This is a genomic window from Sporosarcina sp. D27 (assembly GCF_000586555.1).
Lineage (GTDB): Bacteria > Bacillota > Bacilli > Bacillales_A > Planococcaceae > Sporosarcina.
The window spans coordinates 238248-260507 of record NZ_AZUC01000046.1; the positions used below are offsets into that span (position 1 = coordinate 238248).

Sequence of the window (22260 nt, forward strand, 5' to 3'; positions counted from 1 at the left end):
AAGAAAAGTTTCGGTTATTCTGGCATGATGGTGCAAACTGTCAAGCGCTCTTCGTCGATCCATGAAAAGAGGAATGATTTCCAATCGTTGAGTGTCAGCTGCTGGATGGCCGGGATTGTTTCAAAGTAGGACAACCCTCGATTGCGATTCCAGATCATGCCTTGTGCATTGTTTTCTATAGAGTTCATCCGTCTTAATGTCTTTCCAATTGTCCGTTTTTTCAACCGTTCGAACTGCTGATCTTCTAGTTCGAATATTGATAAGGAATGCAACTGCTTCTTAATTTTTGCAGCAAGCTGTTCAGGGTGATCCGAGTTACTGCCGATCATCGAGAAACCAAAAGTCTTATCGATCACAGACGTGTATAGAAAAGATGAATCTATTAACTCCTCCCCTACTAATTCCTGATAAAATTGACCGCTGCGGCTATAAAAATAGTCCAGCGTCATATTCGTCAAAAGTTTGCGTAGCCCAAGTTCTTCAGCCTCGATTTCACCGCCATAATCCTTAATCCCAACCATCAATCTTGGAACACTTACATTCATACGAAGAATAAGCTCTGATGCAAGCGCTTCGTTTCGCTCTTCAGCATACACTCGAGTAAATGGTCCTATTTTAGGGAATTGTTTCTGTTCCTGATTGGCGCGGATTGCAGACATCATTTCCTCACTATCAAAGTTGCCTGCAACAGCTAATGTCATATTCGTTGGATGATAGAATGTCTCATACGCAGTTAATAGTTGTTCTTTGGTCATGTTATTAATCGAATCGAGCGTTCCAAGGACCTCATTGCGAACAGGATGTTTCTCAAACAAGGCTTCCTGTACAGCTAAGTAGATGCGCTGATCAGGCATGTCTGCATACATTTGAAATTCTTGACTAATAATCCCTTTTTCTTTGTTCACCGTCTCATCTGTCAGATAAGGATCTTGAACAAAATTCAAAAGCAATTCTACATTTTCGACCTCGTTCCCAACTGTTGTGAAATAATAAGAGGTCTCGGAGTCATTAGTATACGCATTAGCATCAGTACCAAGTTTACCAAAGTCCGCGTAAACGTCATGGTCACCCTTATCAAAAAGCTTATGCTCTAAATAATGGGCAGTCCCCGCCGGAATTTTTACAGACTCTGTTTCATTAAACGGAATAAATTCTAAATCTGCAGCCCCGAAATCTGTTGTAAAAATACCAAACGTTTTGCTGACCGTCCTTTTAGGGATCAGGATAACATTCAGTCCGTTCGGTAATTGTTCTGTATAGACCAATTCATCAATTGTTGCAAAATCCAACTTCTCCATTAATATCCCTCCTCACTTGTTAAAATGAACGTTGTGTCACGTTCTAGTTTACTAGTCGCTTTTTGAATATCTTGCCGAGTTATTGATTGGAACTTTTCGATCATATCTTGAGGTGTTTTCGATGTCCCCGTTAGTATCTTTTGGTATTCTGTTGCAATAATTCCACCGATACTGTCCAATGCCTGTTGATAACTACCCACTATCATTGCTTTCGTATCTTCAAGAACGTCCTCCGGGAAGGTCCCTGCCTGCAAGATCGCCACTTGCTCGTCGATAATTTCTACAGTTTTTTCATAATCTTTTGGAGCAATTCCACAGAAAATTATTAGTTTGTCACTATATAGATCTAAATCCGCTCCCACATAATAGGCTAAACTATGCTGTTCCCGAACTGTCTTAAATAGCAATGAGCTTGCATGTCCTCCGAGAATCATGCTTCCAACCATTAGCGCCTCAAAATCAGTATCTGTAAAGAGGGTTTGAGTACGATACCCGATGTGTAATTTAGCTTGTTGGATCTCATCTATTTCACGAATGATTTTTGAAGATTCAACTGACTTTACTTCACTTGGTAACGCAGCTCCTTCTTCCAAACGCAAATCACTTCCGGCAGGCACTCCAGTCAACACCGTCTCAATTAATTCTTTAGTTATTTCTGGATTTACATCCCCTGCTACGAAAACGTCAATTCTCGCAGTCGACAAAAGTGTTTTGTAAGAGGACAGAAGTCGTTGTTCTGTAATTGTATCGATATCTTCCAAATAGCCGTTCGGGTGTACAGCATACCTTTCACCAAGAGCCATCTCATCCATCAAACGCTCATCCGCATAAGAGGTTTTGTCATCTTTACTCGCTTCAAGATTTTTTCTTAACTTTTCTTTTTCTTGACCAACGGTAGTTTTATCAAAACCGTTTTGACTGGTCTTCGGATTGAACAAGAATTCGTTGATAAATCCGATCACATTCTCAGCGAGGTTATTTTCGTTTTCAATAAATCGTTCGTTGGCGAATTCCATTTGAACCGTTAGAATGTGACTGTTCCCTGTAACACTTTGATAGAGTTGAAGCGATGCCCCATATAAATCATCCAGCTCGTTCTGCATCGCGCCAGCCGTTGGATACAGCTTACTACCTGCTCGTAAAACTCCAGGTAATAGAGTTCTCTCGGTAATTGTCGCACGATCTAATAAGGTTTGGAATTTCAGTTCAACAGTAATTGTTTTAAAGTTTTTGCTTTCAAGTACATGCACGTGTAAATTATTCTTAATAGCATCTGCCGATTTAGGTATGCTCATTATCGTTCCTCCATTTCTATCGTTGCTAATAAAAGAGCCGACATAGCATAATTGCAGGGGCTATGCCGGCGAAAAACCTTATTATTTTTGACTGAAGTCGTTTACCATCACATCATATATTTTGTCACGATCGGGATGTCCATCAGCGATAAAGTAAAGAAAATCATCTTTTACTTCCATTGGGATTTGTCCCTCTTGACCTTCGAATTCCATTGTCACTTCGCCTTTTTCTTTTGCTGATTTCAAGTTTTCACTGTCCGGATCCATCATGTAAACTTGGAAAGGAAGCATATCTTCCCCATTTATAACAACGTTCATAACCTGTGTAGCCCCAGCGATATCAGCATATCCAGTTGTTTTCTCGCCAACTTCTACTCCTGCATCTTTGAGCAAGTCTAGAATTCGATCGAAATTTGGATCTGTTGGTTCTACGTCCTCTGCGCTTGCTTCTGCTCCAGAATCCGTCGTATCAGAGTCCGTCGCCTCTGTATCAGGTTTTGCTGATTCGTCCTTAGTCGCATCTCCTCCACAAGCTGCTAATGCTCCCGCCACTATCATCATCATTAAGACTAGAAAAGCTTTTTTTATCGCTTCCATGTAAAGCACCCCTTTAGTTTTTTCTGCAAATCATTTAAGTAAATGATAGCAGCTCGTTTTTCTCATTTTGAATCTCGATCAAATCCCCATATAATTCGTTCGTTCTTTTCAATTCCTCATGTGTGCCTGATGCTTCGACGTGTCCATTGTTAACAACAATGATGTGATCCATCTGTTTCATCGTCCGTAAATTATGGCTAATCAGTGCAGTTGTTCTGCCATGCATTAGTAAACGAAGAGCGCGATTGATCTCGTGTTCACTTTGGGCATCCAAACTTGCCATGGCTTCATCCAAAAGTAAATACTCTGGATCCATTACAAATGCTCGGGCGATCGCAATTCGCTGACGTTGACCGCCTGAAAGTTTTGTCCCGAACTCACCGACGTCTTTATCCAACCCTTCAGGAAATTCACGGATGAACTCTTCTGCGGAAGCGTGTCGTGCAGCAAGCCACACAATGTCATCACTTACATCTTCATGAATCCCGTATAAAATATTTTCCCGAATCGTACCTGAAAGTAACGGTGCATTTTGAGATACATAGGCAATACCAGATCGCCATTCATCTAAGTGAACCTTTTCAGCTGGTGTGGTCCCAATTAGTACTCGACCAACATTTGGTTCATACAACCTTTCGAGCATTGCAAAAATAGTAGATTTACCTCCACCACTTGGCCCAACAATGGCTGTTAGTTTCCCTTTAGGGATCGTCAAGTTAACATTGTTCAATGCGAGGCGCTGGTCATAACTGAACGAAACATTCTCTAACGTTAAATCCGCATTTGGCTGGGTCGCCTTTTCTCTAAACGTATACGTCCGCTCTAACTTTTCTTCACCTGCTTCTTGAATTTTGGCGATTTCTGCTGACGCTCCTTTTGCCTGTTTCAGCGTCTGCCAGAAAAGTCCATACCGTAATACGTTGTTGTGGATGAACTGTACATACAAGTAGAACGAAATGACTTGGCTTACTTTCATATCCCCTTTAGAAACCAAATACCCGCCATAGACAAGAACCGTACCAACTACAATCGCCTGAACACTTTGCATGAGCGGTTCTGCAAAGAGGTCAACAAATGCACGTTTTTTATCTGCTGTATATTGGTTTTCAATAACTCGGCTCGATTTTTCAAACTCAAAATCCTCTTTGCTGAATGTTTTGATAAGCCTAATTTTAGGAAGTCGCTCTGCAAAAAACGCAGTCATATTGGACAATTGATTTTGAACTCCATGCTGTGTTCTTTGTGTGAAATGCCCTACAACAATCGATACAATGACGATATAAGGTATTACAGGTAAGAGAGCCAATGTCAATTTGACATTCATCCCATACATGATGACAAATGAACCGACCAAGCTATAAGTCGTATTGAAAAGACTCGTAAAATCAGAAATCGAGCTGTCAATATAGGATGGATCAAGAGTTACCCTACTGATCATATTTAAAGATTTGTTGTCTCTGTACTCTTTCATAGGCAAACGAATCAGTTTTGGCCATATGACTCGCTGGATATTCCTTTTGGTAATCGGGCTCGTCATGTAAACAAAGAAAGATGAGATTGTCAAAAGTGCTACGCTACCAATATTCATGTATACGTATTTCATAACAATCTCTTTATCAAAAATGTTTCCTTCCATAATTTGCTGGATGACAAGTGGCATACTGAGCAATATCGTTGTCGTCGCAAGGGAAGACACTATTTGGAAAAAGTATAGATGCCAAGGCAGTTTTGATGTCTTTATAAGATGGAAGAATTCCCCCCAAGAGCTTCTGCGTTTCTGATCATTCATTGCTGATTCCCCCGTTCCTTCTACAAGCAGTCATCAGCCCTCAGTAGTGTTATTCAAAAACTCGACAAACTGTCTATATAGTTCGCTTTCTTTCAGAACTTCATCATGAGTTCCTGTTGTTTCCACTTTCCCCTCATTCAATAGAATGATTTGGTCTGCATTGCGGATGATTGACAAATCGTGGGCAACAACAATCGCTGTTCTACCTTCCATCAAGACGCTCATAGCTGCCTGAACCGCTTTTTCAGATTGAACATCAAGACTTGCCATTGCCTCATCAAGTAGCAAGAAGTCAGAGTTCCTTAAGAACGCCCTTGCGATTGCGATGCGCTGACGTTGACCACCAGAGAGACTAGACCCACCTTCACCTACAGACGCATCAAACTTATCCGGCTGTTCGTTAATGAAGGTTAAGATATTGGCATTTTCTGCAGCATTGACGAGTTCTGACTCAGATACTTCACGTTCAAGTCCGTATATGATGTTTTCCCGGATCGTCCCAGCAAAGAGCGGACTATCTTGTGCTACATAGCTGAATAGATTACGCCAACTATCTAAATGGAATTTCTCAATCGGGGTTCCACCGAAACTAATCTGTCCCCCATTTGGATGGTACAACTGTTGAAGGAGCGCCAAGATTGTTGACTTTCCTCCACCACTCGGACCAACAATGGCAGTTACCTTTCCGTAAGGGACCGTAAATGAGACTTCATCAAGAACAAGTTTGTCTCCATATGCAAACGTCACTTTCTCGAATTCAAGATCGAGTTGGTTGCTGTGTACTTCCTGTTCACGGTGGTATTGTTCCAGATCATTTTCAACCAGATGGGCAATCCGTGATGTCGCTCCTTGACTTTGTTTAATTTGCGTATACATCAAGCCGAACGTTTCTAACATTCCGAAATACATCCCTACGTACATAAAGAAGGCAATCCAGATCTGAATTGTGATAGTCCCTTGAGTAACCAAGTAAATCCCAAACACAATCACGAACAATTCCATCACTAGGTTCAGGATGCTTGTAAGTGGTGTATTCACCCAGGCAATCAACGAACGCTTCATGTTTGCTTTATAGTAAAGTTGGATGTTATCTTTTCCGCGTTCCGTTTCTTTTCGCTCATTCGCGAATGATTTGATCAACGGGATACTCACAAGTAATTCCGAAAGAAATTGTGTCAATCCGGCAAGACGATTTTGTGTGTATTTGTGTGTCCGATAGTTCCATTTTCCGTAATATATGATGGATAATACATAAACCGGCGTGTATAACACCAAACCGGCACTTAGGCGCCAATCGTAGCCATAAAGAACTTTGGCGATGTAAATTGTTCCATACACCATACCCACCAGTGCTGGGAGTAATCCGGATATGACTGCACTGATTTGAGAAGTATCATTCACTGTACGACTTACCATCTCACTAGGTTTAACATCGTCATACAATTTGATTGGTGACCGCATCAGGCGATTCCAGATCAGCTTCCGATACCGGATATCAATCTTATACGAAGTAATTTTTGCGATGTAACGGATAATCCCTGAAAATACTACACGTACAACAATAACTACGACTACACCTGTAATCACCGTGGAAGTAATAACCCCCGAAGCAACTTGCGAAGTATAGGCTGGTAGTAGAAGACCTAAGGTAATATCCGCTATATTGAGAAACGTGAGAAATCCTAACCAGAACCATGGTAGCTTGGTTTTAAACAGGAGACGGACATAGGATTTCCACATGCCACTCTCCTGTTGACGTCGGATATCTCGCTTTACACTTTTTTGCGTTGCCGTCACCAAGATGGTTCACGCCCTTTCGCTTGGAAGTACATTTTCCGTTACAGTACTTGTTGGACTCTACGTTCAATTTCCTCAGGATCGTAAATTCCTAGAATACTATCAACAGACTTTCCGTCTTTTACGATGACAATTGTCGGGAAGCCCATGACGTCATATGTTTTGATATGCTCGTTTGCTTCATTCATCAAATCATCAAAGTCGACATTGTGCTGAATAATTTTTACTTGCTCACCAAACTTTTCATCAATGTCCTTCAGAATTGGTACAAGCAATTCACAAGGTCCACATCCGTCTGTTGTAAAGTCGATTACAACTGGCACCTCACTGTTCAATACTTCATTATTAAAATCCTCTTTGTTTACTTGGCGTAATTCACCCATGTGTAACTCCTCCTTTTAGTAACCATTGGCAGGTCAATCTTTTAAACTTTCTGAATACTAAAGTTATTTTACGTCTAGAATGTTCGTTATTCAATACCTCCTGCGTACCTTGGCAGATTGCGTGCTCATTCTGTCCGAAATCATGTCGATATGGTCAAAAAAAGTAGCCTTACCGGAACAACTCCGTAAGGCTACACCTGATTATCCTATTACTTCTTAGTTTGTTGTTTTGCAGGTGAAGGGTCATTTGCAGAGACAAGTGGAATCGCACGTAAAAATACTGCAACAATCACGCCCACAACCATGATACAAGCGGCCACAAAGAAAGTTGTCGTAATGGCTTCACTGAATATCCCTTTAACCGTGCCAACCAACTGTTCAGCAATCGGCTGAACATCCGCTGGTAGACTTGCTTTTAGTTTTTCAAGTCTTGGTACATCCAATAATATCTCTGGATTCATGAGCTGACCGACTTTTCCAGCTTCTTCCCGAGGCAAATTGGATATTGCTCCACCGCCTTCACCTGTGAACTCTGACGTCAACTTTTTTGACATAACTGAACTCATGATAGCTCCGAAAATTCCGATTCCGATAGTGTTTCCAAGGGAACGGAATAACTGTGAGGAGGCTGAGGCAACACCAAGTTGTCGCAAGCTAACTGCATTTTGTACAGTGAGTGAAAATACAGGCATGCTAAGTCCAAGACCAATCCCAACAACACATAAATACAAGATTATCAATGCTACAGGAGTACTAATAGAAATGAAACTCATCAAAAAGATGCCAATGGCTCCAATAGATAATCCTAAGATGGCCAGCCCTTTATATTTCCCCGTTTTCGTCATGAAAGCTCCGGCGAACGTCGTTGCAAACACCATTGTAATCGACATTGGCATCATAATGTATCCTGATCCACTTGGAGAAATTCCTTTTACACCTTGAATGAAGAACGGTGTATAAATCATAATTCCCATCATACCCGCGCCCAATAAAAACCCAGCGCTGTTGGACATGGTAACAATGTCGTTTTTAAATAGCGAAAGTGGTAAGACGGGTGTCTTCACTTTGCTTTCAGTAATAAAAAACGCTATCAACGCAAGAATGGTCAATGCAAAGAGTCCGATGATTTGCCAAGAAGACCATGGGTATTTGCCTACTCCTTCACCTGCGAAGCTGAATGCGAGTAAGAGAGAAACGATCGTTACTGTTAAAAATAGAGATCCGAAGTAATCGATGGACTCGCCTTCTCTTCTCGGAACTTTCGGGAACAATTTTGCAATCAACACAAATGCTACGAGACCAAGGGGCAAGAAAATCCAGAAGACCCAATGCCAATCGAGGTGATCGACAATGTATCCCCCCATCAAAGGTCCAAGAACACTGGAAACCCCAAAGATTCCACTCATTGCCCCCGTCCATTTCGCTCGTTCTCTTGGTAAATATAAATCACCAACTGCAGTAAATGCGGTAGACATAATAACACCTGCACCGATTCCTGTAATCCCTCTGAAAATGATCAGTTGGAAAATCGACGACGAAAATCCTGACAGGAATGCACCGACCATGAAAATTCCGATACCCGCTAGTAGAAACGGTTTCCTACCGTAAATATCAGACAATTTCCCAACAAGAATCGTCGCTACCGCCATAGTCAACAAGTAAATCGTGATGACCCAAGTGTAATAATCCATGCCGCCAAGTCGTGAAATGATTCGTGGCATGGCGACACCGATTATCGTTTGGTTAATGGCCGAGAAAAACATAGCCGTCATAATTGCAATCATGATAGTCACTTTTTGCTTCGCTGTTAAGTGGTTCATTTTTCATTTCCTTTCATAATCGATATATTTTCAGCTGCCTGTTCAAAAATCTCGATAATCATTGGCAGTTGGTTTTCATTTAGATGACTAAATGCTTCAGTCATCTTCGTTCTACCAACCTCGCGCAACTGCTGCAGCATTTCTCTTCCTTCGTCAGTGATTCCCAAATAGATAATTCGGCGATCTTTTTCATCGCGTACTCGAGTCACATATCCATGATCGATGAGTTTGTCTGAAGCAGCGGTCACAGCTCCAGCTGTCAAACCAAGAATTTGTGCGAGCTCCGACATTTTCAAAGGACCTTTACGCGATAGTGTAAATACTAAGTGCGACTGAGATCCTGGTAAATGTGATTCAAAAACTTGCTTCCACATCTTCCCCATTTCTCGAGTCACATTCCAGAATAATTCCTCAAACCTTATAAAATCCTTAGAATTTCCCACTGCCCCAAAATCCTCCTTCTTATAAAACTACTTCACTTACTAAATGCTTTAACAGTTGAAGTATTTATTAGTATAAGTTCCCATCAGATCTGCGTCAAGCATTAAAGAGGCTTTCAATGGAAATGACCGTGAGTAAGCGGTATGATATAAACACTAGAGTCTACTACATCGTATTATGGAAAGAAGGATTTTGACATGAATGAAACTGCCCTACAAAAAGATGCGATGCGCGTTTTAAAAGCAACGAGCCGTACATTCTACATACCGATTAAATTATTGAACCCGACACTTCGTAAAACGGTCGGCTCTGCTTATCTATGCCTCCGTGCGATTGATGAAATCGAAGATCATGAAGAACTGGATTCTGCGAAAAAGACTGCTTTGCTACGAGCAACAGCAGAACTTCTTCGAGACGGATTCAACGAGGCAGACTATGCTGAACTCTTAAAATCTGTACAAGGCAAGTTACCTGAAGTAACACTACGTTTAGCCGATTGGCTTGCTGTATGTCCGCCGGAGTTGTACGAAAATGTCCGCAATGTCACTGCAATTATGGCCGACGGCATGGCAAAATGGGTAGAAAAAGACTTCCAAATTGAAACTAAGGAAGACTTGGATGAGTATACGTACTACGTGGCAGGACTTGTCGGTGTCATGCTCTCAGATATTTGGGAACAATACGATGGAACAATCACCGATCGAGAGTTAGCAATCGGATATGGTCGAGGCTTGCAAGCAGTCAATATGCTACGTAACCAAGACGAAGACGCAGAAAGAGGAGTCCGTTTCTTACCTGAAGGATGGACACGTGATGATTTGTTTGACTACGCCAGAGTAAATCTGGACATGGCGGATGCTTATATGAAGCAGATCGAAACGAAAAACATCACGTTGTTCTGCAAAATCCCCCTAGCACTCGCGAAAAAGACATTGTCTGCGCTCGAAAAAGGCGAAGAGAAGATGAAACGCGACGAAGTAAATGCAACTGTAGATGAAATTTTAAAAGAGACCACCTAAAAAAGAGCAGCTGCGGCTGCTCTTTTTCGTTTGGCGATCGCTAGCGTCGGTGTGCTGATTATAAATCGTGGATTTTGATCATAAGTTCTGGTTTGTGATCATAAATCGTGGATTCTGCTCATAAACTCCGGTTTGTGATCATAACCCACACATTCCGCTCATAAACTTTGGTTTGTGATCATAAACCCCACATTCCGCTCATAAACTCCGGTTTGTGATAATAAACCACACATTCTGCTCATAAACTTTGGTTTGCGATCATAAATCGTGGATTCTGCTCATAAACTCTGATTTGTGATCATAAACCTCACATTCTGCTCATAAACTCTGGTTTGTGATCATAAATCTCACATTCCGCTCATAAACTTTGATTTGTGCTCATAAATCTCGCTTTCCGCTCATAAACTTTGATTTGTGATCATAAATTTCACATTCTGCTCATAAACTCCGGTTTGTGATCATAAACCCCAATTTCCGCTCATAAACTCTAGTTTGTGATCATAAACCCCATAGTTCCATTAATAAGTCCACCTCTTATCTCTCAAAATTACTATTAATTCCATAAAATAACACAATTATTTTGAAACACAAATAAAACGAACTGCTAAGGCAGCTCGTCTAATTTTGCTTGTTCACATTTCTGGAGAAAATCTTGTATTTGTCTTCGTGATTGAAGATGGAACACCTTTTTTCCGTCTTCTGTGTATCGATGCATCCTACTCTGCATATCTAGTTTTCGCCGTCTATACGTAGTCACGATATACTTAAGGAATTCCCAGTCCAATTTTTCAGGACACTCTTTGCCTAGTTCCGGCCTCGTTTGATGATGATATTTAATCCGCCGTTTTAGCACGCGAAACAAGCACAGGTAAAGAGGTAGTTCCAAATAAACGACCGTGTCAGCATAGTTCTCTCGCACTGACAGTGTTTTAGAATAGTTTCCTTCTATAATCCAGTTAGAACCCACTGTTGCATCCACTTGACGCCGTTGAAAAACCTCATCACTAACCTCTTTCCAACCAGGTTCAAAATATAAACTATCCAAATAAGTAACTGGATAATTAAGCTTTTCTCCTAAGGTACGAGCAAATGTCGATTTCCCCGTTCCCGCAGAAACTCCCATCACTAGAATTCGATTCATAACAACCTCCCTCATTCAAACTCCAACTTGCTTTCGCTTTGCAAATTCAAAATCTCCATCATGTACCGTCATCTTTTTTTGATCAATCCACGCGATCTTCGTAAATAGCTTTTGTAGAAAATAACGATCGTGACTCACTGCAATCATTGTGCCTTCAAAATTCTCAAGCGTATCTTCCAGGACTTCCCGACTCTCAATATCCAGATGGTTCGTCGGTTCATCTAAAATAAGCAAGTTAATATTTTGTTGCATGAGCTGTGCGAGGCGAAGTCGCATCTTCTCTCCTCCACTTAAATCTTTCACTTTCTTAAAAACGTCATGACCATAAAACAGAAACTGCGCGAGAACGTGTCGAGCATCGGGTTCCGTCATCGCTATTTCTTCACGAAAGGCATCTATCAAACGCAATTCATCGTTTAGAGTTTCAAATTGCTGAGCTAAGTATCCGATTGTGACATTGCTGCCTATATGAATTCGCCCTTCAGAAGGAACTAACTGGTTCAATATCATTTTCAATAGCGTGGACTTCCCGGTTCCGTTATTTCCAACTATCGCTAAACGATTTTGCCAATATACAGACATTGAAATCCCATCAAAAATCGGTGGCTGTTCTAAGGAAAAACGATGAGTTAACTGTTCGATCCGCACGACTTCTTTTCCGCTACGGTCACTTGCTTCTAAACGCAGTCGCATCGCTTTCTCCGTTTTCGGCTTTTTTACAACTTCAATTCTTGCAAGCATTTTCTCCATGGACTTCGCCTTGCGGAATAGGTCGGGATTTGGGGGCGAAGCTTCATTTGCCCATTGACGAAGTCTACGGATTGCTTCCTTGATTTTCTTGATTTTCTTTTGCTGCTCTTTATACTCAGAAAACTGTTGTTCCAATTTAGCTTCCCGATTCACTAGGAATGCGTCATAATTCCCATGACTCACCCAACATTGTCCGTCTTCTAACTCAATGACTTTACCGACGACACGGTTCATGAATTGGCGGTCATGGGAAACGAGTACGACTGTTCCTGGGAATTGTTGAATGTGTTGCTCCAGCCATTCAATCGCAGATAGATCCAAATGATTTGTCGGTTCATCCAGAAGAAGGATATCTGGGTTTTTCAGCAAGATTTGACCTAACATCACTTTTGTTTTCTCTCCACCGCTTAACGCATCAAACTTCTGCTGGAAGAAATGAGTAATCCCTAATCCATTCGAGATGCTAGATAACTTGGATTCCATTTCATAGCCGCCAAGTTCCATAAACGTCTCTTGTAGTTCTCCGTATTGACTAAGAATTCGTTCTGAAACGTCAGTAGCCATTTGTAATTCCAGTTCTTTCATGCGACGTTCGATTGCTAACAGATCACAAAACGCCTCTAACAAAACATCTTTAACAAGATGATCTGGATAGGATGGAATCTGATGCAAATACCCGATTTTGCTGTCCTTTGCTTGAATAATACGACCCTCGTCAGGTGATTCAACACGCGCAAGCAAGCTTAAAAGTGTCGTTTTTCCACAACCGTTTCGTCCAACAAGTGCAACATGCTCTCCGGACTTCACTTCCATGGTTAGTTGTTCCAATATAACTGTACCGCCAAAAGATTTTGTTAGGTTTTCCGCTTTAATATGCATAGTGAGTGCCTCCAGGAGCGCACTGAATTCGGGCAAACAAAAAAGACCGCCCGTTAACAAGCAGTCTTTTCGTGAAAAGAATGAAGTTAATCAGTTGCGCTATAATTTTTTGGTTTTGTAAAAATGGACATACGTATCCCGTTATCCAAAAAATCGAAAGTAATGACACGTGCAAAATACATAGCAGTATCTACTTGTACACCTGTCAGCGCGACTGTCTTGTTCATTCTTTCCACCTCCGTTCAGAATAGTTGATATTATTTTAACACAATATTGATAGACTTGCAAGAAAACTTTGATTACACGTTGATAACTAGAAGTGCTTTCAATATTGATTACCTATCTTTTAAATGCTGTACGTTCTACTCCCTCAAATTCATTTATAAATTAGGAAAATCCAATTGCCAAGAAACGCCAAAACGATCATTCACCCATCCAAATTGTTGACTGAATCCATAATTGTCTAGTGGCATAAGTGGTTGTCCATCCTTCACAAGATTTTCGTACAAATGGCGTATTTCCTCTTCAGTATCACATTTGATGTATATCGAAAAAGAAGGGGTAAAGGTAAACTGATGGGCAACATTACTGTCTATGCACATGAATTCTTGTCCCTTCAATGAGAACGTCGCTTTCATGACGCTGCCTTCATCGCCAGACTGGCCATTTCCATATCGAGAGATGTTGATGATTTCGGATTCCGCTATAAGTGACGTATAAAAAGTCATGGCCACCTCTGCGTTACCATGTTGAAACATTAGGAAAGGTGTTACTTTTCCCATCTGTCACCACTCCTTTTAATATATTTTAACCTTATTTTACACGGCCATTATTCACCTTTTCCATCACCGCAAAGTAATTCCCTTCTGGATCTGCAAAGTTAAAAACGCGTCCATATGGTAGGCTCACTATTTCCCCAACAGTCACTTGCTTGTTGACGAATTTCTTATATAGTTCGTCTAGCTTGTCCGTCACAAACATTATGGAAGGTGTTCCTAGATTCAATTCAGGTTGCATCTTCGATATAAGCTCTTTATCGTGAAGTATGATACTTGTTTCTGAATCATCCGTTGGTGCAATTTCAAACCAACGCATCCCTGCGCCGTTGTCTTCCTCTGAAATGACACTGAAACCTAAATCCTCTACCCAAAACTTTTTTACTGCATCTTGATCAGAAACATACACCATAACTTGACCAATTTTTTGAATCATAATTCCGCCTCCTTCAGATGTTTGTCGCTTCCATTATGTCAATGACTTCAATAACTAGTGGAATTCTTAATTCATTCGTTGCCAACTCTTGATAGTCCTTTATTTTAGTGGAGGTGCCAATGGATTACCTCACATTCCCTTGGCACCTTTGCAAACTCTAAATACGTGTATGATGAGGTTCTAATAGAGTTATAGGATTAAAATGCACGATTTACGAGTCCAAACTTAGTTCCATCAGACAACTCACTTCTGAAAATCCTAAGTTCTCGTAAAGGTACTTTGCATTATTTCCTTTGAACAAATTTAACTGAACCGAATCATAGTTAGCTTCTTTGAACTTTTTAATTGCTTCCTCACAAAGTTTTCGACCTACCCCCTGTTTCCGGAACGCAGGAAGTACATAAAGCTCGGATATGAACCCTTTCGATTCATGAATATGGGCATCACGGATTTCCCCTATTCCAATCCAACCTTGAACCGTTCCCTCTTCCACAAAAACCAGATAATCGAAGTCATCATAAAAAAATGGAGCTAGAGGGGAGAGTTCACCTTCCTGATTCTTATCTAAGTAACCAGCCGTAGATTCTGACATGACAACTTTCCAATGAGCTAAAATCTCTAACAGTTCCTTTTCATGAGCCAATCGAATCTCCATTATTCCCCTCCCACCTTTTACTTAATGCATTTAAAAATTCGTACACCTAATTGATCCTTATAGTTTTCCGTCAGTACCAAGTGTCTGCTTAAAATATCGTGAAATGTTTCATCTATCGTTTCTGACAGTGAAAAATCAGTAGAAGTTTCAGTATCTTCATTATCGTTTTTCAGTTCAGGAACTTCGATTGACTGAATTGTTAAACCTGCCGTAAGAAAAGCCATCATCCATTCATTCACAGACCAAATTTGATCCATCCCGTAAAAATCTGTGATTTCTTTCCTCTCCTCAACGCTCAACGCTTGTTCTAGAACCATTTCGATTGCGATAAGCCTTCCTTTGTTTTTTAAGACTCTTGTCATCTCAGGAATACAAATTGTAGGGTTTGTAAAAGAAATTACCGACTCAGAGAGGATCACGTCAATTGAACCATCTTCATAGGACAAACTTTGTACATCTGCAACTTCGACACTTATGTCTTTCTGCAAATTCACTAAACGTTCCGTAGCTTTTTCGACCATCAATGGATTTAAATCTACTGCTAGAACCTGACAATTAAATTCGTTTGCAAGATATGCAGCTGTTTGCCCCGTCCCGCATCCTGCGTCCAACACAACCATGTTTTCATCGAACATTTCATTAGCTAACATTTTTTTAGTGAGTTGAAGACCTCCTGGATGAGCTCCTCCTATCCCAAATGCCGCTAGACAATCTAAGTATGTTTTCTCCAAAACACCTTCACTTCCTCTCCTGCTATAGATATGCAAATACGTGAAAGAAGAACAATGATTATAATCCATACCCCCTGTTTCTAGAGTCCTCCAGTGAACAAATGCATACAATAGGTTAAAGAGGAGTGCTGCGATGCCTGTTATGAGAACAAATGAGTGGCTGATAGACTTTTATCATGATCCTGTAGCGTTATGTAAAAAGATGACACCATTATTCCCTGGAGTTTCTGCTTCAGAAATTCTTGATTATTTTCGTATGCACGGGATGTATCAGAAACTCGATAAAAGTGGTACTGCACTGGTCGATACCATGAAAGTCAATAACGTATGGACGATTGTGGAAAGAGAGCATCAAGCACTTCGAAAAAAATGGAAAGGTCCTGATGTTCCCATTGTCATTTTGCCTTCGAATACTGCTAATAAGAAGTTAATGCGTACAACGAATGGAAAAGCGGGAATAGCATTTTCAGATAAACTCTTCTTATTTGTACCTGAAACAATATCAGAACTTGAATTAAAAGCCCTTTTCATCCACGAATACAATCATGTCTGTCGGCTATGTCACACGAAAAAACCAGAGAAATCATTCACATTACTGGATTCTATTATTCTAGAAGGACTGGCAGAGCATGCTGTACGTGAACGACTAGGTAGGGCATATACTGCATCATGGACTGAACTTCATTCTAAAATTAAGGTCGAAAAGATTTGGAAAAAAACCATTTTACCTAAAATTAAACTAAAGAAATCCCACCCTTTACACAACCAACTCCTATTCGGATGGAATGGTGTTCCTAAAATGGCGGGGTATTGCGTTGGCTATTATTTAGTAGAAGACTATTTAACTTCAAACCAATTGTGTACAGTCGATCTATTAAGAATAAACGCAGAAGTCATTGCAAACCTCCATCCATCGAAATAACTTTTTGCAAGAAAAACTAGGAAGGCAGCAACACCTAATGCTAAGTACCGCCTTCCTAGTCAAGCATCAATAAATCACCAAAAAAAGAATGGTACTAACGCTAGCGTTGCAATTGCACCTAACGCGATTCCTAATCCAAAACCTCTTCCACGATATCCATAACCGCCATATCCATATCCGAATCCGCCCAAATTCCTACCGCCATTCATTGGTTGCAAATAGACTTGTCGATTATCGACATGTTGGATTATCCCGCGATGTTCCTTACCATCTTTAGTACGGATCACAACTGCTTTCCCTCTATGACGGTTACACATCTGATACATGTTTTCCTTTGCCATTTTTCACCCTCCTATCTAAGTCACCCTCTAGCAGTATATGACCGCACATGACCCTTCGAAAGGGACAACACCCAAATAGTACTGAATTGTGTGAAAGTCCCGGTCACTGATTTGCTACTGGCATACTCTATCAACATAGGCAACGTGGAGGTGGTATGAGCGGATCTGATAACCATTTACTCGAACTGCTTATGACTACTCTTTTAGAGCTGAACCTTCGAGGAGGTGAAAACTATGGGATATGGATGTGATCCTTGCGGCTATGGCGGATACGGCGGTTACGGTCCTCAAGGTGGAAATTACGGAAGTCGAGGTAAAGGAAGCGGTTTTGCGCTACTAGTAGTACTATTCATTCTACTCATCATTATCGGTGCTTCTTTTGCTTCTCATAATGACCATCATCACAAAAACGATTGCTAATAGAATAACTGGCTGAGCCTCATTGGTAGATGTGACAATGGGGCTCAGCTTGTTCAACTATTTTCAGAAATATTTGATAAGATTTCTCATGTTTCTCTATCTGAGGCAAAAAATTATTATTAACGAATCCTTCATTTAGGAGATAACCTACATAATGCCCCGTGTACTCAGTAAAATTGTACTAGGGAGAAAAAGCTCAATGATTTCTCTTAACAGTACCTTGCAATGAACACTACTGAATGGTATCCTATTAGTAACGGTACTTCATTTAAATTGGTACTGTTCATTAAACAGTAGTGAAAGGTGGGAAACATTTGTGAACATCCAGTTTAAGAAAGGTGTCTTGAACCTTTGCGTGCTAGTCCTTCTTGACAAACAGGATCGCTATGGCTATGAATTGGTTCAAAAGATTTCAGATCAAATCGCGATCTCAGAAGGATCCGTCTACCCCCTCTTACGTCGTTTAACTAAAGAAGGGTATTTCACGACATACCTAAAAGAATCCACGGAAGGTCCGCCACGTAAATACTACACACTGACGGATACAGGACGTGAATATCTGAACGAACAACTAGAAGAATGGAAGCATTTTTCTCAAGGTGTAAACACACTTATTAAGGAGGGTATCAAAAATGACTGAAAAACAATACATTACGGAACTTGAAGGATTGTTGAGCCGGCTTCCTTTAGAGGAGCGCCAGGACATCGTACAGGACATTCGGGAATACTTCGTTGACGGTCGCGAAGACGGTAAATCGGATGATGAAATCACAGGGTCTTTAGGATCTCCTATCTCAATTGCCAATGAACTACTCGCATCTTATCCTGAGCCAAGTAAAGTAATTCAGACAGATGCTACTAGTGAAGTCATCCGCATCCAAGATGATAGTTTCAAGGACATATCCATTGACGTTCAACACGGCGTACTCCTCCTGTCCCCTTCTGAAGATCTGGTCACAACAGTAGAACTGACAGGGAGCAACGAAAAGTTAAAATTGTCCGCTGAAGTGAATGGGAATGCTCTTGTTGTTAAACTGAAAAGTCTTCGACCCAGATTTATGATGTTCAGCTTTTCAATGAAAAGTGTAGTTTTGAAAGTTTCAATACCTAAGAAACTGTATGATGCCATTTCTTTGAAAACAGACAATGGCAGAATCTGCGCTGAAAAGTTGCTAAGTCAATCACTTCGAGTTAATTCAGACAATGGGCGTATTCAATTGCGAGAGGTTGCAACTCGATTACTCGAGTCAAAAACGGATAACGGTCGTATTGAAGTCACGAATACACAGTCGGACCGCATCATCGCAAAAACTGATAATGGTCGGATCGAAATGCGTCATGTTGAAGCAGATACTATCGGGGTAGAAACAGATAACGGACGTATTGAACTGAGTCATGTAAATGGAAATATCGTCGGTGAAACCGACAATGGTCGTATTACACTGCTCACAAATAGTCTGGATCGTAACATTGATATGCAAACAGATAACGGTAGTATACTGATTCAATCTGAAGTTAAGCCGACAAATGTAATCATTCAAACGAAAACCGCTCATGGTCGAGTAGACGTGTTCGGTGAAAACAACTCACGTACAGAATTTGGAGCAGGTGAGCATAAAATCCACCTAAAATCAGATAATGGACGAATTACCGTCCAATAAGTTAATTTACTAGGAGTAACATAGAACAAAAAAACAGAGATAACATGTCTCTGTTTTTTTGCTTCGAAATAATAAGTCATTAATCTTAAGTATAGCTGCATAACTCAAATAATGTTCCCTCTGTAGAGGCTGGATTTATATAAATGAGCCGTCTTCCTCGTACGTTCGTGCGTAAAGTGTCCTCAAGAAAACGGATGCCTTTTTCTTTTGCATCCAGAATTGCTTTGTCTAAATCGTCAACACGATACGCAATATGATGAACACCTTTCCCCTTTTGCCTAATAAACCTCGCAATCGGTGAGTCTCGATTTGTCGGTTCAAGCAGTTCAATGGTTTGTCCGTTGGTTTGCACAACCGCAACATGCACTTCAACCCCTGGCACATCACTCGTGTACTGATCTATCAAAGATCCCTGCAGTACATCTAAATAAAAAGGAAGCGCTTCTTCAATACTTCTGACAGCAATTCCGATATGATCGAGTTCATAATCCATTGTCTTTCTCCTTCTGAGTACATCCAGTTTTAGGAATCAGTAATATTCGTTCTCCCCACTATACGTTTGACAAATTCCTCTTTATACAATGTATAGTCATTCATATCCCCGTTACCTGTCAACAAATAACTCAGCTTCAGCGCTTCGTATTCCTTCGCTAACGATTCCGAATTATTTAGCTGATCCCTAAATGATAGAAAATCATTCCACTTCTGACCGTCGTATTCTACGAGATGAATAATATGCGTTTTCGTATCCAATTTTCCATTATCCAAGAACTTCGCGAGAACGACTTCATTTTCTAAAACGACTTGGAGACGATAAAACTGAATGGACTTCAAACTCTTTAACAATTCAACAGATACGTGATGGATGTCATCCACCCCGAGCGCGATATCGATCATTGGCTTTGCTTTGATCCCGTTAATTGAAGTGCTTCCGATATGTTCAATCCGGTTGAAAGCCATTCCAGTTGCCTCGTGGATTTGTTGCTGTGTCTTTAGAAATTCCTGTTTCCACCCAACTTGGGGTTCCACAAGCTGGATTTCACCTCGAACTAATCCTAAAATGATAGCAATTACCTCCTCAATATACACTAAATCATTGAATCATTATTGCTTTAAACTCATCCCTTGTTCTTTCAGTGCCGCCTTTAGTTTAGGAATTGAAGCTGGCCCTACTCCGTGCAACTTTAAGAGTTTTTTCTCAGAAAACGAAGCGAGAATCTCAAGTGAATGAATCCCGTTAATCTCTAATGCACGTCTTGCAGGTGCTGATAGTTGTGAGAGAAAGCCGCTTTCAGGTTTTCGTTCCTTTTCACACTTTGGACAAGTTGGACAATCACTTTTCTTGTAATACCGATGCCCTTTGTCACAAGTTCTCAAGTCTCCTGGAGATTTGTTCACGCGAAGTCCCCTTTCTATTCAACCCTGTTTCTGTAACTCTTTTCGCTTCATGATAATCTTAAGTATACTTGCTTAAGTTGCTACTCTATGAAGTACCATTATTTCTAAATCGTTCACCTGTATTCGTAAAGATAATCATGAAAATTATTATGCCGAGGAATAACGCCAGACCAAGATACAGTAGCCAAGGAATATTAAGAATGTCACTCATGATCCAAAACACCATACTAAAAGATAAAGCAAACATCATCTTCCCCATAAACTTACATAATCCAATTGTATCGTAAGTTGCTTTCTCATCCTCTGTCATCGTGTTATACCCAGCAATAAGGTCCGCCCCTTTTCCTTTGATAAAGAGCGTCCCCAATCCTGAAAATAACAAGATTAATAATATGGATACAACCACCTAACCCCACCTTTTCCAGCTATCTACAACCTATAACAACACAAAATTATCAATCATCTTTAAATAATTTTATAAACTTCGCGTCAACAGAATACGATCCCTACACTGGATGCCATTCTCAAAAATCGCTTCCGGATAATGAACAACAAAATGATCTGGTTCTACACCAACTATTCGGAATCCACACTTTTGATAAAGCGCTAACTGCCCAATGCTTGAATTACCTGTCGCGACATGAAGAGTAGTATATCCATGGCTTCCAGCCACTTGAATAGCATCCAACACTAATTTCTTACCGATTCCTCTCCCTTGCAAATCTTCTGCTACCGCCACATTCATTAGCTCAACATGTCCAGAACTCGTTTGCAACAATACATAGGCACCAATAATCCGTTGATTGCTCTCTGCTACAAAACAATCACCTTTTTCCACATATTCTTCAATCATTTTTATTGATGGATCTGCCAACAATAATAAGTCCATTGGCGGTTTTTCATCTGAATTCAGTTTTCGAATCTGCATTATTTATCACCTTCAATCTTATAGTGACTTATTTTTTAATAAAGAATAAATATAAGTATCATGAGCAACACCGTCTTGATACATATAACTTTTTAAAGTCCCTTCTCTCTCAAAGCCCAGTTTCATCAACAATTTGTTTGATGCATCATTTTCTAGAAATACAACTGCCCCTATTCGAGTCAGTTCCATGACATTAAAGCCATATGAAAGAATCTCAGCTACCGCTTCTTGAGCATATCCATATCCCCAGTTATCAGGGTGGAGGTCGTATCCTATTTCTGCTCGTTTATGTCTTGGTGACCAAAGATGAAATCCAATCGTACCTATAAGTTCATTCGTCTTTTTACATTCAATCCCCCAGCGTATTCCTCTTTTTTCACAATAATTTTTACTAAAAAGCTCGATTAAGTTTTCGGCGTCTTCTATTTTCTGAAAGGAATCTTGTCCATAATAACGAGTTACCTCATCAGAAGAAAAATACGAGAAGATACGATTTGCATCCTCATTCTTAATTTCTCTCAATCGAATTCTTTCGGTTTCTAGTATAGGAAACACTCTAATCTCCTCCTTGAATAATGCATCAGCGTAAACGAAAATAATATTTTCCAACTCTCCCAAATACCCTTTTGAATTCGAAAAATACATACATTAATCGAACTTCCAGCCACGCAACCTATTGCCACGTTAACCCTATCTTTTCCGAAAACCAATCTGTAAATAGAAAGGTAAAATGACTCTTGAACACATCCGTCCCACAATTCCAGCTATATATATATCAATTTT

The 22260-nt window shown here is 40.4% G+C and carries 27 protein-coding genes; 5 read left to right on the forward strand and 22 right to left on the reverse strand.

Translation table 11 applies throughout. From position 1 onward, the window contains the following. Window positions 1-14: 14 nt before the first annotated feature. From yfmH to N693_RS19105, 8 genes are all read right to left on the reverse strand, one after another. Complete coding sequence (gene yfmH, locus N693_RS0109420; RefSeq protein WP_025784540.1) at window positions 15-1298, reverse strand: EF-P 5-aminopentanol modification-associated protein YfmH; 1284 nt, start codon at window positions 1296-1298, stop codon at window positions 15-17. Next, window positions 1298-2593 (reverse strand): EF-P 5-aminopentanol modification-associated protein YfmF, encoded by a 1296-nt coding sequence (gene yfmF / locus N693_RS0109425; protein WP_025784541.1) that lies wholly within the window; start codon window positions 2591-2593, stop codon window positions 1298-1300. The genes yfmH and yfmF overlap by 1 nt, the downstream gene beginning before the upstream one ends. A gap of 81 nt (window positions 2594-2674) precedes the next feature. Beyond that, window positions 2675-3190, reverse strand: coding sequence for a hypothetical protein (locus tag N693_RS0109430; protein ID WP_025784542.1), 516 nt, complete (start codon window positions 3188-3190; stop codon window positions 2675-2677). Window positions 3191-3224: 34 nt separating this feature from the next. Further along, entirely contained in the window at window positions 3225-4979 is a 1755-nt protein-coding gene (locus N693_RS0109435) for an ABC transporter ATP-binding protein (RefSeq protein ID WP_025784543.1), read from the reverse strand. A gap of 33 nt (window positions 4980-5012) precedes the next feature. Continuing rightward, window positions 5013-6719: an ABC transporter ATP-binding protein gene (locus N693_RS0109440; protein ID WP_025784544.1), complete on the reverse strand. Its 1707-nt coding sequence runs from the start codon at window positions 6717-6719 to the stop codon at window positions 5013-5015. A 98-nt stretch (window positions 6720-6817) separates the two neighbouring features. Continuing rightward, window positions 6818-7159: a co-chaperone YbbN gene (locus tag N693_RS0109445; protein WP_025784545.1), complete on the reverse strand. Its 342-nt coding sequence runs from the start codon at window positions 7157-7159 to the stop codon at window positions 6818-6820. Window positions 7160-7368: 209 nt separating this feature from the next. After that, on the reverse strand, window positions 7369-8979 hold the full coding sequence (locus tag N693_RS0109450; protein WP_025784546.1) for an MDR family MFS transporter: 1611 nt from the start codon (window positions 8977-8979) through the stop codon (window positions 7369-7371). Then, entirely contained in the window at window positions 8976-9422 is a 447-nt protein-coding gene (locus tag N693_RS19105; RefSeq protein ID WP_025784547.1) for a MarR family winged helix-turn-helix transcriptional regulator, read from the reverse strand. Before N693_RS19105 ends, N693_RS0109450 begins: the two co-directional genes overlap by 4 nt. Before the next feature lie 195 nt (window positions 9423-9617). On the opposite strand from N693_RS19105, the gene N693_RS0109460 reads away from it, so the two are divergent. After that, window positions 9618-10439, forward strand: coding sequence for a squalene/phytoene synthase family protein (locus N693_RS0109460; RefSeq protein ID WP_025784548.1), 822 nt, complete (start codon window positions 9618-9620; stop codon window positions 10437-10439). Between the two features lie 604 nt (window positions 10440-11043). On the opposite strand, the gene N693_RS19110 is transcribed toward N693_RS0109460, so the two are convergent. The 7 genes from N693_RS19110 to N693_RS0109495 form a co-directional block, all read right to left on the reverse strand. Then, window positions 11044-11580, reverse strand: coding sequence for a hypothetical protein (locus tag N693_RS19110; RefSeq protein ID WP_037593079.1), 537 nt, complete (start codon window positions 11578-11580; stop codon window positions 11044-11046). 15 nt (window positions 11581-11595) lie between these two features. Next, a complete protein-coding gene (gene abc-f, locus N693_RS19115) occupies window positions 11596-13209 on the reverse strand; it encodes a ribosomal protection-like ABC-F family protein (RefSeq protein ID WP_037593026.1) in 1614 nt (537 codons plus the stop codon). Window positions 13210-13295: 86 nt separating this feature from the next. Then, window positions 13296-13436, reverse strand: coding sequence for an RAxF-45 family protein (locus N693_RS20385; protein ID WP_172643581.1), 141 nt, complete (start codon window positions 13434-13436; stop codon window positions 13296-13298). Between the two features lie 153 nt (window positions 13437-13589). Then, window positions 13590-13991 (reverse strand): VOC family protein, encoded by a 402-nt coding sequence (locus N693_RS0109480; RefSeq protein WP_025784549.1) that lies wholly within the window; start codon window positions 13989-13991, stop codon window positions 13590-13592. A 31-nt stretch (window positions 13992-14022) separates the two neighbouring features. Beyond that, on the reverse strand, window positions 14023-14421 hold the full coding sequence (locus N693_RS0109485; RefSeq protein WP_025784550.1) for a VOC family protein: 399 nt from the start codon (window positions 14419-14421) through the stop codon (window positions 14023-14025). A 211-nt stretch (window positions 14422-14632) separates the two neighbouring features. Continuing rightward, complete coding sequence (locus N693_RS0109490; protein WP_025784551.1) at window positions 14633-15076, reverse strand: GNAT family N-acetyltransferase; 444 nt, start codon at window positions 15074-15076, stop codon at window positions 14633-14635. Between the two features lie 17 nt (window positions 15077-15093). Next, on the reverse strand, window positions 15094-15807 hold the full coding sequence (locus tag N693_RS0109495) for a class I SAM-dependent methyltransferase (protein ID WP_025784552.1): 714 nt from the start codon (window positions 15805-15807) through the stop codon (window positions 15094-15096). A gap of 133 nt (window positions 15808-15940) precedes the next feature. On the opposite strand from N693_RS0109495, the gene N693_RS0109500 reads away from it, so the two are divergent. Continuing rightward, window positions 15941-16729 (forward strand): DUF2268 domain-containing protein, encoded by a 789-nt coding sequence (locus tag N693_RS0109500; protein WP_025784553.1) that lies wholly within the window; start codon window positions 15941-15943, stop codon window positions 16727-16729. Window positions 16730-16803: 74 nt separating this feature from the next. Here N693_RS0109500 and N693_RS0109505 read toward each other — a convergent pair whose 3' ends face one another. Then, window positions 16804-17070, reverse strand: coding sequence for a hypothetical protein (locus N693_RS0109505; protein ID WP_025784554.1), 267 nt, complete (start codon window positions 17068-17070; stop codon window positions 16804-16806). A gap of 234 nt (window positions 17071-17304) precedes the next feature. Here N693_RS0109505 and N693_RS0109510 point away from each other — a divergent pair, with 234 nt between their 5' ends. The 3 genes from N693_RS0109510 to N693_RS19665 all read left to right on the forward strand — a co-directional run bounded on the left by N693_RS0109510 (window position 17305) and on the right by N693_RS19665 (window position 19151). Next, the gene (locus N693_RS0109510; protein ID WP_025784555.1) at window positions 17305-17490 is read left to right on the forward strand and encodes a YjcZ family sporulation protein; all 186 of its coding nucleotides are present in this window, start codon (window positions 17305-17307) and stop codon (window positions 17488-17490) included. A gap of 316 nt (window positions 17491-17806) precedes the next feature. Continuing rightward, a complete protein-coding gene (locus N693_RS0109515; protein WP_025784556.1) occupies window positions 17807-18130 on the forward strand; it encodes a PadR family transcriptional regulator in 324 nt (107 codons plus the stop codon). Next, entirely contained in the window at window positions 18123-19151 is a 1029-nt protein-coding gene (locus N693_RS19665) for a DUF4097 family beta strand repeat-containing protein (protein WP_025784557.1), read from the forward strand. Before N693_RS0109515 ends, N693_RS19665 begins: the two co-directional genes overlap by 8 nt. A gap of 85 nt (window positions 19152-19236) precedes the next feature. On the opposite strand, the gene N693_RS0109525 is transcribed toward N693_RS19665, so the two are convergent. The 6 genes from N693_RS0109525 to N693_RS0109550 form a co-directional block, all read right to left on the reverse strand. Next, window positions 19237-19644, reverse strand: coding sequence for a VOC family protein (locus N693_RS0109525; protein ID WP_025784558.1), 408 nt, complete (start codon window positions 19642-19644; stop codon window positions 19237-19239). 29 nt (window positions 19645-19673) lie between these two features. Beyond that, window positions 19674-20180, reverse strand: a complete 507-nt coding sequence (locus tag N693_RS0109530) for a GrpB family protein (protein ID WP_172643582.1) — start codon at window positions 20178-20180, stop codon at window positions 19674-19676. Window positions 20181-20255: 75 nt separating this feature from the next. After that, window positions 20256-20549, reverse strand: coding sequence for an RNA polymerase alpha subunit C-terminal domain-containing protein (locus N693_RS0109535; protein ID WP_025784560.1), 294 nt, complete (start codon window positions 20547-20549; stop codon window positions 20256-20258). A gap of 85 nt (window positions 20550-20634) precedes the next feature. Beyond that, window positions 20635-20955 carry a DUF3784 domain-containing protein gene (locus tag N693_RS0109540; RefSeq protein WP_025784561.1) on the reverse strand — a complete coding sequence of 107 codons (321 nt, stop codon included), beginning with the start codon at window positions 20953-20955 and terminating at the stop codon, window positions 20635-20637. A gap of 69 nt (window positions 20956-21024) precedes the next feature. Next, window positions 21025-21477 carry a GNAT family N-acetyltransferase gene (locus tag N693_RS0109545; RefSeq protein ID WP_025784562.1) on the reverse strand — a complete coding sequence of 151 codons (453 nt, stop codon included), beginning with the start codon at window positions 21475-21477 and terminating at the stop codon, window positions 21025-21027. 18 nt (window positions 21478-21495) lie between these two features. Continuing rightward, the gene (locus tag N693_RS0109550) at window positions 21496-22032 is read right to left on the reverse strand and encodes a GNAT family N-acetyltransferase (protein ID WP_025784563.1); all 537 of its coding nucleotides are present in this window, start codon (window positions 22030-22032) and stop codon (window positions 21496-21498) included. Window positions 22033-22260: the final 228 nt, after the last annotated feature.

Excerpts from the sequence above, each read along its gene's own strand:
- yfmH (WP_025784540.1), bottom strand. The coding sequence starts at position 1,298 with ATGGAGAAGTTGGATTTTGCAACAATTGATGAATTGGTCTATACAGAA.
- yfmF (WP_025784541.1), bottom strand. The coding sequence starts at position 2,593 with ATGAGCATACCTAAATCGGCAGATGCTATTAAGAATAATTTACACGTG.
- N693_RS0109430 (WP_025784542.1), bottom strand. The coding sequence starts at position 3,190 with ATGGAAGCGATAAAAAAAGCTTTTCTAGTCTTAATGATGATGATAGTG.
- N693_RS0109435 (WP_025784543.1), bottom strand. The coding sequence starts at position 4,979 with ATGAATGATCAGAAACGCAGAAGCTCTTGGGGGGAATTCTTCCATCTT.
- N693_RS0109440 (WP_025784544.1), bottom strand. The coding sequence starts at position 6,719 with ATGTGGAAATCCTATGTCCGTCTCCTGTTTAAAACCAAGCTACCATGG.
- N693_RS0109445 (WP_025784545.1), bottom strand. The coding sequence starts at position 7,159 with ATGGGTGAATTACGCCAAGTAAACAAAGAGGATTTTAATAATGAAGTA.
- N693_RS0109450 (WP_025784546.1), bottom strand. The coding sequence starts at position 8,979 with ATGAACCACTTAACAGCGAAGCAAAAAGTGACTATCATGATTGCAATT.
- N693_RS0109460 (WP_025784548.1), top strand. The coding sequence starts at position 9,618 with ATGAATGAAACTGCCCTACAAAAAGATGCGATGCGCGTTTTAAAAGCA.
- N693_RS19110 (WP_037593079.1), bottom strand. The coding sequence starts at position 11,580 with ATGAATCGAATTCTAGTGATGGGAGTTTCTGCGGGAACGGGGAAATCG.
- abc-f (WP_037593026.1), bottom strand. The coding sequence starts at position 13,209 with ATGCATATTAAAGCGGAAAACCTAACAAAATCTTTTGGCGGTACAGTT.
- N693_RS20385 (WP_172643581.1), bottom strand. The coding sequence starts at position 13,436 with ATGAACAAGACAGTCGCGCTGACAGGTGTACAAGTAGATACTGCTATG.
- N693_RS0109480 (WP_025784549.1), bottom strand. The coding sequence starts at position 13,991 with ATGGGAAAAGTAACACCTTTCCTAATGTTTCAACATGGTAACGCAGAG.
- N693_RS0109485 (WP_025784550.1), bottom strand. The coding sequence starts at position 14,421 with ATGATTCAAAAAATTGGTCAAGTTATGGTGTATGTTTCTGATCAAGAT.
- N693_RS0109490 (WP_025784551.1), bottom strand. The coding sequence starts at position 15,076 with ATGGAGATTCGATTGGCTCATGAAAAGGAACTGTTAGAGATTTTAGCT.
- N693_RS0109500 (WP_025784553.1), top strand. The coding sequence starts at position 15,941 with ATGCCTGTTATGAGAACAAATGAGTGGCTGATAGACTTTTATCATGAT.
- N693_RS0109505 (WP_025784554.1), bottom strand. The coding sequence starts at position 17,070 with ATGGCAAAGGAAAACATGTATCAGATGTGTAACCGTCATAGAGGGAAA.
- N693_RS0109510 (WP_025784555.1), top strand. The coding sequence starts at position 17,305 with ATGGGATATGGATGTGATCCTTGCGGCTATGGCGGATACGGCGGTTAC.
- N693_RS19665 (WP_025784557.1), top strand. The coding sequence starts at position 18,123 with ATGACTGAAAAACAATACATTACGGAACTTGAAGGATTGTTGAGCCGG.
- N693_RS0109525 (WP_025784558.1), bottom strand. The coding sequence starts at position 19,644 with ATGGATTATGAACTCGATCATATCGGAATTGCTGTCAGAAGTATTGAA.
- N693_RS0109545 (WP_025784562.1), bottom strand. The coding sequence starts at position 21,477 with ATGCAGATTCGAAAACTGAATTCAGATGAAAAACCGCCAATGGACTTA.